The 13040-nt window shown below is 65.5% G+C and carries 10 protein-coding genes; 3 read left to right on the forward strand and 7 right to left on the reverse strand.

What is annotated here, in order from left to right; translation table 11 throughout:
• Positions 1 to 10: 10 nt before the first annotated feature.
• The 5 genes from AC30QB_RS13980 to AC30QB_RS14000 all read right to left on the reverse strand — a co-directional run bounded on the left by AC30QB_RS13980 (position 11) and on the right by AC30QB_RS14000 (position 3397).
• Positions 11 to 964: a DMT family transporter gene (locus AC30QB_RS13980; RefSeq protein ID WP_489546836.1), complete on the reverse strand. Its 954-nt coding sequence runs from the start codon at positions 962 to 964 to the stop codon at positions 11 to 13.
• A gap of 12 nt (positions 965 to 976) precedes the next feature.
• Positions 977 to 1813, reverse strand: a complete 837-nt coding sequence (panB, locus tag AC30QB_RS13985; RefSeq protein ID WP_489546837.1) for a 3-methyl-2-oxobutanoate hydroxymethyltransferase — start codon at positions 1811 to 1813, stop codon at positions 977 to 979.
• Positions 1814 to 1845: 32 nt separating this feature from the next.
• Entirely contained in the window at positions 1846 to 2157 is a 312-nt protein-coding gene (locus AC30QB_RS13990; protein WP_489546838.1) for a cupin domain-containing protein, read from the reverse strand.
• Positions 2158 to 2318: 161 nt separating this feature from the next.
• A complete protein-coding gene (locus AC30QB_RS13995; RefSeq protein ID WP_489546839.1) occupies positions 2319 to 2726 on the reverse strand; it encodes a RidA family protein in 408 nt (135 codons plus the stop codon).
• A complete protein-coding gene (locus AC30QB_RS14000) occupies positions 2723 to 3397 on the reverse strand; it encodes a DJ-1/PfpI family protein (protein WP_489546840.1) in 675 nt (224 codons plus the stop codon). The genes AC30QB_RS13995 and AC30QB_RS14000 overlap by 4 nt, the downstream gene beginning before the upstream one ends.
• A 101-nt stretch (positions 3398 to 3498) precedes the next feature.
• On the opposite strand from AC30QB_RS14000, the gene AC30QB_RS14005 reads away from it, so the two are divergent.
• The 3 genes from AC30QB_RS14005 (at position 3499) to AC30QB_RS14015 (ending at position 7396) form a co-directional block, all read left to right on the forward strand.
• The gene (locus AC30QB_RS14005) at positions 3499 to 4458 is read left to right on the forward strand and encodes a GlxA family transcriptional regulator (protein WP_489546841.1); all 960 of its coding nucleotides are present in this window, start codon (positions 3499 to 3501) and stop codon (positions 4456 to 4458) included.
• A gap of 236 nt (positions 4459 to 4694) precedes the next feature.
• Entirely contained in the window at positions 4695 to 5135 is a 441-nt protein-coding gene (locus AC30QB_RS14010; protein WP_489546842.1) for a hypothetical protein, read from the forward strand.
• Positions 5136 to 5284: 149 nt separating this feature from the next.
• Positions 5285 to 7396 (forward strand): TonB-dependent receptor, encoded by a 2112-nt coding sequence (locus AC30QB_RS14015; RefSeq protein ID WP_489546843.1) that lies wholly within the window; start codon positions 5285 to 5287, stop codon positions 7394 to 7396.
• A gap of 40 nt (positions 7397 to 7436) precedes the next feature.
• Here AC30QB_RS14015 and AC30QB_RS14020 read toward each other — a convergent pair whose 3' ends face one another.
• Both AC30QB_RS14020 and AC30QB_RS14025 read right to left on the reverse strand, forming a co-directional pair.
• A complete protein-coding gene (locus AC30QB_RS14020) occupies positions 7437 to 10211 on the reverse strand; it encodes a C1 family peptidase (protein WP_489546844.1) in 2775 nt (924 codons plus the stop codon).
• A gap of 65 nt (positions 10212 to 10276) precedes the next feature.
• The gene (locus AC30QB_RS14025) at positions 10277 to 12874 is read right to left on the reverse strand and encodes a hypothetical protein (RefSeq protein WP_489546845.1); all 2598 of its coding nucleotides are present in this window, start codon (positions 12872 to 12874) and stop codon (positions 10277 to 10279) included.
• Positions 12875 to 13040: the final 166 nt, after the last annotated feature.

Here is a 13040-nt window from a genome sequence, read left to right on the forward strand (position 1 = left end):
TTCAAGGGTTTCAGTTGGATGAGGCGCTCTGCTCGTGTGCAGAGTTGAGGGGTGCGGACCGCATGGCGACAAGCATCCCCGCGGTGACGATGCCCACTCCGCAAAGAGCAAGTACGGTCGGCTGTTCGGCCAGCAGCAGTGCGGCTGCAATGGTCGTGACGCAAGGCACCGCTGCCGTGAACAGCGCTGTTTGCGCCGCCCCCAGAGAAGCCACGGCACGCGTGTAGACAAAGATGGAGACCGCGCCAATGAAGACGCCTTGAAACACCGCCTGGAAGGCGATGAGGCCCCAGCTCAGCGTCACGGGCGATGTGGCCGGTAGAAGCGGGTAGAGCGGCAGATAGCAAAGCATGGACACCGCGGCAACGATCGAGGCGGCATGAGCCGGCTTGAGTCCCAAGCGACCTGCCAGAACGCCGTACCCCGACCAGCAGGCCGACGCCAGCAGCAGGCAAAGATCCCCCAGCAGTGGGTGCACGGATGGGCTCATCGAGCTGTCCCACGCCATCGCCAAGACCCCCACGAAAATCAAGGTCAAGCCCATGACCTGGCGTTTACGCACGGGGGCTCGCGACGTGAGCCAGATGATCGCAAAGGTGAAGAGTGGCAGCGTGCCGTGCAGAAGCACAGCACCGTGACTGGCCGGTGCCCACGCGAAACCTGAGTACGCGAACAATGCAAAACCCAAGCCGCCAAGAAATGCGAGCTGCAGCATTTCGAGCCCACGAAGCGCTGTCGCCCCGCGCTGAAACAACAGGGGCGACAACAAGATGCCCCCAATGGTGAAGCGCAGCAGAGCGATGTCTCGCAGGGCCAGCGACGACGCCAGCCCGAATCTGGAGGCCAGCGTGAACCCGGAAAACAAGATGACGGTCACGACCCCGCAGCCGAGACCGATCTTGCGATCTCTGCGGTTAGCAGATGCCTGTGCGACGCAGGGGGCCGGGCTTTGATGGCTGTGCATGTTGCCTAGGGGCTATTCGGCGGCCGGGCTGCTGTTGAAGTAGGTTTCACCCTCTGCCGGACACCGTCGGGCGCGCACGTCGTCTGCATACTGGCCCACGGCTTTTACGATCTCTTCACGCTGCTTGCCATAGCGCCGCACGAACTTTGGCGTCCAGTCAAAGAGACCCAGCATGTCGTCGGTCACGAGAATCTGACCGTCACAAGCTGCAGAGGCGCCAATGCCGATCGTGGGCGCGCTGATGCGGCGGGTGATCTCGCGCGCGAGCGGCTCGGCCACGCCTTCCACAACGACAGCAAAGGCGCCGGCTGCATCGACCTCACTCGCCTCTTGCAACACCATTTCGCGCTCTTCCATGCTCTTGCCTTTTGCCCGAAACCCCCCGTCCACCAACACAGACTGGGGCCTCAAGCCCACATGGCCCATCACTGGAATGCCTCGGCGCACCAGGTAGGCAATGGCCGAGGGCACCGTGGGGCCACCCTCTACCTTGACGGCAGCAGCCCCCGTCTCCTTCAAGATGCGCACGGCATTGGTGTACGCAAGCTCAAGGGGCCCCTCGTACGAGCCAAAGGGAAGATCGACAACGACCATGGCCCGCTTGGCCCCGCGCATGACGGCCTGGGCGTGCAAGATCATCATGTCCATCGTCACCCCGACCGTGTTGGGCAGGCCATTCAGGACCATGCCCACGCTGTCGCCCACCAGCAGCACGTCACACAGCTCATCGAGTATTTCGGCCATGGGTGTCGTGTAGGCCGTCAAGCACACAAGAGGGCTCTGGCCTTTTCGCGCGTAGACCTCGGGGGCTGTCATGCGCTTGAGCTGGCTGTCACGCTGAGCTGACATGGTGTTCTCTCCCTTTGTTCAAAATGGCCGCGTCATGGGCTGCCTTCTTTCTCGACGATGAGCACCCGTGCTGCACCGCGCGGCCGAGCGACGTGCTCACACCCTTCTTCTGCAAAAAACACATCACCGGCCTCAAGAACAATCGTTTGCTCCACGCCGTCTTCGCGACAAGACATCTCCACAACGCCATCGAGCACGGCAAAGACTTCATCACCGTCATTGACGTGCCATGTGTAAGGCTGATCGGTCCAGTGCAAGCGGGTGGTGACGCCGCCCATGTTGGCAACGGCGATGGCACCCCAGGCGCGGGACGCCGTGAAATCGCGGCTTCTTATCGTTTTCATGGTGGTCCTTAGACGACTCCGGTCGGGTGCGCCTGTCTCGTCATTTGTTCAGCCGAGCGAGCGCGAGTGTGGGCATGCGGTCAGATCTCATCAAACGTTTTCTGGGCATGCCGACCCCAGCGCCACGCATGCGAGACCGCTGGGGGGTGTTGCGCGTCAGGTCACGCAAGCACAGCGATGGCCTCCACCTCAATGAGCCACTGAGGGTGAATCAAGCCACTCACAAAGACCAGGGTGCTCGCCGGCGCAGGCCCTGCACCGCAATGCCGCTTGATCGCAGCGAGCAGTGGCGCGAGCTCGGTTCGCGCCACGCTGTCGACGATGTAGATGTTGAGCTTTGCAATGTCTGAAAAGCTACCGCCCGCGGCGCGGGTCGCCGTCAGCAGATTGGCGAAGACCCGGTCCGTCTGCTCGGCAAAGCCGCCCGCAGGGTCGTTTGGTTTGGCCGGGTCGCTGCCCACCTGGCCTGATATGAAGACGAAGCTTCCGCCCGTCACCCGAGCCAGGTGCGAGTACCCCATCACGGGGCCCAGGCCGGCAGGGCTCTCGAATGTCAGATGTGCGCTCATGCCGCCACCGCGCTGAGCTCGGAGACCTTTCGCACCGCCTCTGCCAGGATGAGGCGCGCTTCGGTCGCCATCACGGGGCCCGCTTTTTCAGGCACGCCCATGTCGAAAGGCGGCGCTGGCGCATATTCGAAGAGCAACTGCAAGCGCTGCGCTTCATGAGCGCCACGAACCTGCTGGGCCACGATCAATGCGAAGTCTATGCCTGCGGTCACGCCACCGCCGCTGATGCGGTTGCGGTCGACCACCACGCGCTCGTTCACCGGCACGGCGCCGAAATTGCTGAGCAACTCGCGGAAGGCCCAATGGCAGCCGGCGCGATAGCCCTTCATCAGGCCCGCGGCGCCCAGAAGCAAAGAGCCCGAGCACACACTGGTGACGTATGCAGCTTGCTTGCCCTGGCGCTGCAACCAGCCGATCACTTGGGGGTCGCTCATCATGGGCCCTTGGCCTGGGCCGCCCGGCACGCAGATCATGTCCAGGTCGGGGCATGTCTCGAATGTGTGGGTCGGAACGATGGTGAAGTTGCAGTCTGTCGGAACCGGGTCGAGTGTTTTCCAGACGATGTGAATTTCTGCGCCGCTCATCATCGACAGAATTTGAGCGGGGCCGGTGAAGTCGAGTTGCGTGACGTGGGGAAAGAGCAGGAAGCCGATCTTGAACGGTTGAGTCATGAGGTCCCTTGGTAGGTGTTGGGGTGTTAGAAGTCGAAGCCGACTGAAATCAGTATGGCATAAAATAGATAAAATCATCAAATGATGACAAAGGAGCTTGAATGAAGCGCATCGCCGTGCTGGTTTTCGCGGACGCACAGCTGCTAGATGTGGCGGGCCCGGCCAGCGTGTTTGGCCAGGCCTCGTTGCAAGTGGCGCCGGCCCACTACGAAGTGCTGCTCGTCTCTAGCGCCGGGGGAGAGGTGCGAACAGACTGCGGCGTGGCCGTGATGACGCGCCCGAGCGCCGAGGTGGCGCCAAGCTCGATCGACACGCTGATCGTCGTCGGTGGGGAAGGGCCTGCCATTTCGGCCGCCCTGCGTGACCGTGTGGCCTGCGCCTGGACACAAGAGGCGGCCAAGCACGTGCGTCGCCTCTCTTCTGTGTGCAGCGGCGCCTTCCTGTTGACGGACTGGGGGCTGGTGGATGGCCGGCGGGTCGCGACTCACTGGCGCGCAGCGCGCGAGCTGAGCACGCGGGAGCCCCGGATCACGGTCGACGCAGAGGCCTTGTTCATTGAAGACGGCCCGGTGTGGACCTCAGCCGGTGTCACCACGGGCATAGACATGAGCCTGGCCATGGTGGAACGCGACATGGGGTTCGACGTCGCGCAGCGCGTGGCCCGCGAGCTCGTTCTGTATGCCCGGCGGCCGGGGCGGCAGTCTCAGTTTTCGAGCGCCTTGGCGCCGCGCGAAGGCGCCTACCGAGAGCTCATCGTGTGGATGGGCAAGAACCTCAAGAAGCCGCTCGACATGGAGCAGCTCGCAGAGCGAGCCGGCGAGTCGCCTCGCAACTTTCACCGCAAGTTTTCTGCGGAGATGGGGCGCTCGCCTGCCGCCTATGTGGAGCGCATGCGCCTGGACCGCGCCCGCGAGCTGCTCGACGCCGGCGCAACCTTGGGAGAGGTTGCAACGGCGTGTGGCTTCGGGTCTCTGGACAGGATGGGGCGGGCGTTCAAGGCCGGCTTTGGGCTCCTTCCGTCGACCTATCGCGCCCTGCATGGGGAGGGGTCGGAAGGTTGAGGTGGAGGGGCCCGGCCATCGGGCAGCGGCAAGTCGATCGTGCGGCCGCAAGGCCCTGTTCGAGGCCTAAGCCCGCGGGGGGCCGCCGCACCCTTGACGCATGTCTGTCATCTTGGCGTTTCGCTTTGCATCTAGGATCGTCGCTCCTGCGTACCTTCCCAATGCGTGGCGACCTCGCGGTTAGATGGTCGCCCAAAGCGCAACACAACCCGCCGCTGCGGCGATACGAGTTCTTGATGACTTTTTTGGGCGTGCGTGTGCTGGTCTGGCTGCTCGTGGTGTGCGTTCCGGCGCAGGCCGGCGCGGCTGTGTCGCTGCGCGCAAAAGGCCCGGCCCATGCTCACGTCGAAGTGCCGAGCACGGCTCGCTCGGCGGTAAAGGCCATCAAGGAACGGGATGCCGAGCATGAAGCCTGGCACGCCCACGAGCACGAGCACGGTGCAGCGCACCATCACCATGACGAAGACGACGACAGCGTAGTTCTCATTGCCAGCCCCGACGATGACGAGCACGGCGCAGGCGGGGGCGCAGGCAAAACCTCGGTCATTGAGATGCCCGGAGTGCTGCCGCCTGCGCTCGGCAATCCGACAGCACCGGTAGGACGCGAGCTGGGCGACACCGCAGCAGTTGCGTTCGAGTCGCGCACTGGGTTGCCGCTTTACCGCCCACCCCGCTAGATGAGGTGGGCGCGCGCCGACGCGCTTCGCTGCAAACCGCAAGCGATGAACCTCTGGCAAAAACTCTTAGCCCGGTGACGCATGGCGCCACCGGCTTATCCCATTGCGCCCGCGGAACCGCGAGATGCGGGCTCCGCTCAGGAAAACTCATGCACAGCAAACACCACCGGGCCACAGGCCTGGTCCAACACGCCCTGGCCCGCCGCTACGGCTACGCCCCCCGTCCTTGGCATCTGCTCGCAGCAGCAGCTTCGGCGCTCGCAGCGCCCGCCTGGGCCGGCGGCGAGCAGATCCTCGAACCGGTGGTTATCACCGGCACGGCAAACAGACAAGTCGGCATGGCCGACTCGGCCAACGTCGGCACGGTGAGCCAGAAGCAGATTGAAGCTCGTACGGTCTACCGGCCCGGCGAACTGCTCGAGTCCACCCCGGGGCTCATCGTCAGCCAGCACAGCGGCGAAGGCAAAGCCAACCAGTTCTACCTTCGCGGTTTCAATCTCGACCACGGTACCGACCTGCGCACCACGGTTGACGGCATGCTCGTCAACCAGCGCAGCCACGGCCACGGCCAGGGTTGGACGGATCTGAACTTCCTGATCCCGGAACTGGCGACTGGCCTGCGCTACAAGAAGGGGCCGTACTACGCCGGCGAAGGCGACTTCTCTTCGGCCGGCGCTGTCGAGATCACCTACGCGAACGAATTGCCGCAAGGCATTGCCAATCTCAGCTTTGGCCAGAACGGCTACCGCCGTGTGCTGCTGGCCGATTCACCGGCCCTGGGATCGGGCAAGCTGCTCTACGCATTGGAGGCGCTGCACAACGACGGACCATTCAAGCGCCCCGACGACTACCGCAAGCTCAACGGCGTGCTGCGCTATGCCGAAGGCGACAAGGCCAACGGCTGGAACGCGACAGCGATGGCCTACAAAGCGAAGTGGAACGCTACCGATCAGATTCCGCTGCGTGCCGTGCAAAGCGGGCAACTCGATCGCTTCGACCTGATCGACCCCACCGATGGCGGCGAAGCCAGCCGCTACAGCCTGTCTGGTGCTTGGCACCGCAGCACGGGCGGCGGCTCGACCGAGGTGAGCGCCTATGTGGCGCGCTGGGGGCTGGACCTGTACTCCAACTTCACCTACTTCCTTGACAACCCAGTCGATGGTGACCAGTTCAACCAGCCCGACAGCCGCACCATGACCGCAGTCAATGCACGTCATGTGTGGGCGACCAACTGGTTTGGCCGCGACGGCGAGAACGAGGTCGGCACGCAACTGCAAAACGACCGCATCAGCAACGGTTTGTTGAACACCAAGGCGCGCCAGACCCTGTCCACGACACGGCGCGACCGCATCACCGAAAGCAGCGTTGGCGTCTGGTTCCAGAACGCTACCCCGTGGACCAAAACCTTTCGCACCGTGCTCGGCTTGCGGGCCGACACTTTCAGGTTCAAGGTCAGCAGTGACCTGGACGCCAACTCCGGCTCGGCCAGCGACAACATCCTGAGCCCGAAGCTGAACTTCATCTTCGGGCCTTTCGACACCACGGAGCTGTACGTGAACCTGGGCAGCGGCTTTCACAGCAACGATGCGCGCGGCACCGTCATCACCACCGACCCGAAGACTGGTGACCCGGTTGACAAGGTGACACCGCTGGTGCGCTCGAAGGGGCTTGAGTTCGGTGTGCGCACTTCGTTCATTCCTGGGCTGCAGACCTCGTTGTCGCTGTATCGGCTGGACTTTGCCTCGGAGCTGTTGTTTGTCGGCGATGCAGGCACGACCGAGGCAGGGCGCCCGAGTCGCCGAACGGGCTTCGAGCTGGCCAACTTCTACAAGCTCAGCGACTGGTTGACCATCGACGCGGACATCGCCTTCGCGAAAGCACGCTTTCGAGAAACGGCGCCGGAAGGCGACCGCATACCGGGTGCGGTGGAAGGCGTGGCGTCCGCGGCGGTGGCGGTCGACAACTTGGGGCCGTGGTTCGGAGCCGTGCAGTTGCGCTATTTCGGCCCGCGGCCGCTGCTGGAGGACAACTCGGTGCGCTCCAACAGCAGCGCCACCGTGAATGCCCGCGCCGGCTACAAGATCACCCCGAAAGTCACCGTCGAACTCGATGTCTTCAACCTCTTCAACAGGCAGGTTTCGGCCATCGACTACTACTACACCTCTCGCCTTCCAGGCGAGCCGGCCGAGGGTGTCGCCGACAAACACTTTCACCCGATCGAATCGAGGTCGCTGCGAGTCGCGTTGAACATGGCGTTCTGACGGAAACCTGCCCTGGGGCCCCTGAGTGCACCGCGCTGCGTCAGCGTGGCCCCAGCTCCACGTTGATGCACTGGCCGCTCCACACACGCAGCGACTTGCTGCGTGACGCCTCGGGCGCATTGACGCGAACGTCAACGGTGCAGCGGAAGGAGGAGGCTTGCGCGCCGTCTAAGCCCACATGCAAAAACCGGTTCAGCTCGACGCTGGGCGTGGCCGTTCTGACGGTCCCGCTGCGCGGTGACGCCGTGCCGTTGGGGTAGTAGTCGGTGTAGGTCCAGTCGTAGCTGAGTGCCTCGGCTGTCGGGTTCTCGATGGTCACCTGGCCGTAGTAGCGCGACGGGTCGGCCCCAAGGATCGACAGCTTGCAACCGAACTGCCGGAAGTCGATCAACGCGCTGTCGGCCACCGCGTTCGCGACACAGCCGAAGCCCAGGTTGCCGATGTTCACCCTGTCGCGCGACAACACGCCGAAGCTTGAGATGCGCGGGTAAGGGTTCACGGGAGGCGGCGACACCTCGAAGCTGCCCAACGCAGAAGCGGGCAGGCCCTCGGAGTCTCGGGTGGCAACGCTGACTTGCCGGATGCCTGTGGCGCCAAACCGGATGACACGGCTGCAGGCGGTGCCCGAGACGATGGCATCGGGCGCAGTCACCTGCCATGTCATGGCGGCGCAGAGCGAAGCCGAGTCGGCTTCATTGAGGTCGCTCACCACCGTGCTCACCACAAAGTTCTCGTTCTGCTGCGGCTTGCCGCTGTCTTCGAAGCGGATGATCGGCGCCGAGTTGAGTACCACCAGCGCACGGGTCGTCGTGACCTGTTGTGACCCGTAGCGCGCAACCACCGTCACCTGCCGCGACCCCTCGGTCTGCAAGGTCACGGGCAGCGAGTTGGCAAACAGGCTGCCGCCCAGCGGCGCGTTGACCAGCCATTGCCCGTCGTACAGCAGGCCGTCACGATCGGAGGTGACCGTCAGCCGCGCGTAGTTGGCCACCGGGTGGTTCACCACGATCTCGCTGGCCAGGTCGGCGCGAACACGCAGCCCCACCGCGGCATTTGCGCGCAGGTTGACGCTCAGGCCGGCTGTGCCGCCGGGCACCACTTGGTCGGCGTTCCAGCGTGCGCTGCGGTTGGGCAAGATGTCCAGGACCTCGAGCGAATAGAAGTTGTCGCGCACGTAGCTGGCCGGCACGTAGTAGTAGCCGGCGTCGCCTGCGGTACAGCCCCATGAATTGCGCACGATGAAATAGCCGCCACTGCCCACCGTGCTCGGCGGCCCGCCCGGCAACGAGAGCTGTTCATTGCTGACGAAGCCGACGATCTGCGCCAGGTGGTCGCCGTAGCTGCCATTCACCAGATCGCCCTGCTTGTTTTTCATCTGGCGAAGGTAGGTGGACACAACGCCGGCGGGCGCGGCCATCAAGCCTTCGTAGATCGGAAAGGTGCCGATCAGCGACCGGCCAGCGGCCAGGTGCGCGCGCAGGATTCTGTCGTCGAAGGGCTGGCCGTTAGACCACACCGGCAGCACCCGACTGCCACGCACGCCGGTCCCCGGCGCGTCGGGAAAGGCGTGAACCTCATAGCTGCAGAAGGTGTCACCCTGCTGCATCGTGCAGACGATGTCGCTTTGGTGCGCTACCGGCCAGCAGCTGCCGGAATAGTTGGTGCAGGCGCCGAAGTACGAGGCGGCCGTGCCGGCCACGCCGCTGTCGAACGCGTTGTCGGCCCGACCTAACGAAGGGTTGTATGTCCAGGCGGGTTCGAACGGCAAGCGCTGGAAGCGGTCTTCCGCGGTGTTGAGCGCGAAGGCCGCCGAGCCGCCGTCGACCCAATCATTCGGGGCCCACAAGAGCTTGACCCGGTTGGCCAGGAACTGCTCCGACAGGTCGGGCGTGGTTCCCAATTGCACCTGGTCGCGGCTTTCCACCGCTCCGATGGCCGCAAAGGCCCAGCACAGGCCCCGCCGGCCCTGGTTCTTCACGGGCGAGACGAAGCTGCGCAAGGGAAAGTAGTAGCGACTGGCATACCCGGTTGGCGTGCAGGGGCCGTCGTTGTCGCGGCCAGTACCGGGGTTGAAAGCCAGCGCCCGGCGTTGGGTGTTCTGCGTGCCGGTAGGTGCAGGGGGTGCGCTCGGGTCGAGCCGCGTGTTGTCGATGTCGGGCAGCGTGCCGAGCGCCGTTTCCATCTGCTGCGCCGCCTGCCTGATCTGCTCCAGCGTGGCACCGGCCAACGAGGCGGGCACCGGCATCTGTGCCTGCAGCGCGTCGGCTAGCGAGGCATACGACAGGGCGTAAGCCGCCAGCGCCAGCGCCGGGTCACGCGCGCGCCGGTAATCGGCCGCCGCGTTTTCTATGGCCGTGCCCAGGCTGTTCAGCGCCACCCGCTGCCCGTCAGGCAGCGTGGCCGTTGCGTCGGCATCGAGGTCGGTGGTGGTGGCCGCCTGCGCCAGCAAGGCTTTCACGGCATCGCCCAAGTCGGCCTGGCTTTCCAGAAAGGCTCGCTCGGCCGCCACATGGGCCTGACGCGCGGCACGCTGGGTTTGCCGCGTGCCGTCGGTCACGAGCACAAGTTCGCCTGCGGCCTGGCGGCGGCGGAATTCATCAGCACCCACCTGCTGCGCGCCCGGGGGCGTGGCACCGATCCAGGCGTTGGCTGGCACGAACAGCGTTTCTGCGGGCGCAGAGGCCGGTGGCGCGACAGGCGGTGCAGCCGGCGAATCGCCACCTCCGCCACCGCAGGCTGCCAAGGTGAGTGCGGCGGCTGCCGCGATCGCTGCGCGGCGCAGGCGCCGCAAGGTTGGGTAAGGGGTGGTCTGCATGGTCTCTCCCATTGGCAGTGCTGTGTTGAAAGACAGAGTGAACAAGGCTCGCGCGCTCGCTGCGGTCATGGCAGCGTCACGATGAGCATCTGGCCCATGCTGAGCACCACCAGTTGCCCGGGGGCGAGCACCGCGATGCTGTCGATGTCTGACACCGTGGGGTTGGAGCCGAGCAAGATGACGCCGCTGCGATAGACAAGCACGCTGGGCGCGCCGCCAGGTGGCAGCTTCATCAGGCCGGGGTAGCCGGCGTAGTAGAGGGTGCCGTCTGCGCCGACCGCGATGGCCGTGACCTGGCTGTTGGGCGGGATGGGTACCGTGCTCACGCTCGCGCCATCGCTTGCGATCCTGCGAACCACGCCGTCGAGGCCGGTGTTGTCGACCACGTACAAGGAACCATCCGGCGCAAAGGCCATGGGGCCCGGCGTGGTGAAGCGTGCCGCGGCCACCGGCCCGTCGATGCTGCTGCTTTGCCCCATCACACCGGCATACGTGCTGACGCTGCCGGCCGCATCCACCCGCCGAATCGCATTGCCGCTGTCGGCCACGAACACGTCACCACCCGGTTTCACGGCCAGGCCGCGGATCAAGCGGAACCGTGCTGCGCTGGCACTGCCGTCGACCGCGCCGGCATCGGTTCGGGAGCCTGCGAGCAGGGTCGTGGTGCCATCGAGCGCGATCCGCCGCACGCCGAAATCGTCTCCGAGGTAGAGCACACCGGCGCTGTCGCTGGCCAATGCCGCGAACCTGCTGTTGAAATGCGCCGCGCTGCCCAGGCCGTCGATCACGCCGTTGGCCAGCGCGCCGGTCGGCAGCCCCGCCGCGAGTGTCACGGCGCCGGTCGGGCTGATGCGCCGCACCAAGCGCGTCTGCACCTCGAACACCACGACATTGCCCGCCGGGTCGACGGCCACCGATTGCAGGCCCCCACTGCTGGCCAGGCTTGCAAAAGGCATCTGCGTGAGCGTGCCCACGCCTGTCGCCGTGATGTTCTGCGCGAACCCCGAGGCTACGGTGTGCAGCAAACCGGTGGCGCTGGCCTGCCTGAGCTCTCGGTTCTCGGCGAGCATGAAGCCGCCGTTGGGCGCAAGCGCGATGCCGCCTTCGCCCTGCAACTGCGCCGTGGGCGCAATGCCGTCGACGAAGCCGACGCCGAGTGCGCGCGAGCCGGCCAGTGTGGTGACCGCCAGGCTCGTCAGGTCGAGCTGGCGCAGCAGGCCGGCGGCGTCGCGAAAGGTGAGGGTGTTGCCGCGCACCACCATGGCGGTAGGCCCGACGCCGGCGGCAGTGCCGATGCCGTCTGGCACGGAGCGGTCGTTGATCGAGTTGCCGGCCACCGTTTCTATCGAAGCGGCCGAGTTGCCGCTGCGCACGATGCGGCGGATGCGCCCCGCGTCAGCCACCAGCACGTCACCGTTTGCAGCCACTGCCAACGCGCTCGGGCCCAGGAGGTAAGCAGTTCCGATGGGCCCGTCTTGGAACGCGGGGGTGATGCCAGCGTAGGTGCTCACGACACCGGCTGTCGTGACACGGCGAACGCGCCCGTTGTCGTAATCGGCGACGTAAAGATCGCCGTCGGGCCCCATGGCAATGGCATAGAGCCGCGTGAAGCGCGCGGCGGCCCCAGTGCCGTCGGCATTCCCCGCGAGGCCGGCCGAACCCGCCAGCGTGCTGACCGAGCCATCGGGGGCGATACGCCGGATGGTGTAGTTGTCCGAGTCGGCCACGTACAGGTTGCCAGCTGCATCATGGGTGAGCCCCAGCGGGCGGTTGAACAGCGCCACATCGCCGGCACCATCGGTGGAGCCAACGCCACTCCCACCCGCCACGGGCGTGATGGTGGACAGGTCTGCACTCAGCCGCTTGATGCGGGTAGAGCTGATGAAGGCAAAGCTGCCAGAGGGCTCTTGGTCGATGTCTGACAACGAGTACAGCTGGGCCTGTGGCCGCAAACCCACGAGCGGCAATGCGCTCGTGGTCACCACCGGCGGTAGCGTGACGCTGAGCAGCGCAGCCTGGCTGGTGGTGATGCTCAAGCCGCCGCAGTCGAGCCGCGCGCGGAGCTGCAGCGCGTTGTCACTGATGATGGGGGAAAAGCTGTAGGCGGCGGCCGTGGCCGAAGTGATGTCGCTCCAGCTGAGCATGCCGCCCGGGGTCTGGCCGCGTTGCCACTGGATGCCGAGCGCACCCGCGCTGCAGGTTGCAGCCACGCTGAAGCTGGCCGGCGTGCCGGTCACCACCGTGGTGGCGACGGGCTGCAACGTGACCGTCAGCACCGGCACCCTCATCAAGACCGTGAGCGTGGCGGCATTGCTCGTGACCGTGCCCGCCGCATTGCTGACGACTGCACGAAAAGCCGCACCGCTGTCGGCCAGCACTGTGGCCGCCAAGGTCAGCGTGGTCGCCGTGGCGCCTGCGATGTCGACCCCATTTCGTTGCCATTGGTAGGCGAGGGGGGCCGTGCCTGCCGCCGCGACGGTGAAGCTCGCACTCTGGCCTTCGGTCACGCTCACAGAGACAGGCTGCAGCGTGAGGGTGGGCGGCACCGCGGGGCCACCGCCACCGCCACCATCGCCCCCACCACCGCAGGCGGTGACCAGCAGACAAAGCGCGGCCAGTGCCGCGCGCCAGCCACCGAAGCGGTGCTGCCGTGTTTTGTTCATCGTGTACTCCCATGTAGGTGGGGCACGGTCGCGCACTGCCCCTGTTCAGCATCACGGGCCCGGAGCGGCAAGGCGGACATCGAAGCGCAAATAAATCCACCGAGCGCTGCGGGTTAGCATGGCCATCACCACCGACGACGGAGACGAGCTGGACCGATGGGCGACA

It is taken from the genome of Rhizobacter sp., assembly GCF_046595475.1.
Lineage (GTDB): Bacteria > Pseudomonadota > Gammaproteobacteria > Burkholderiales > Burkholderiaceae_C > Rhizobacter.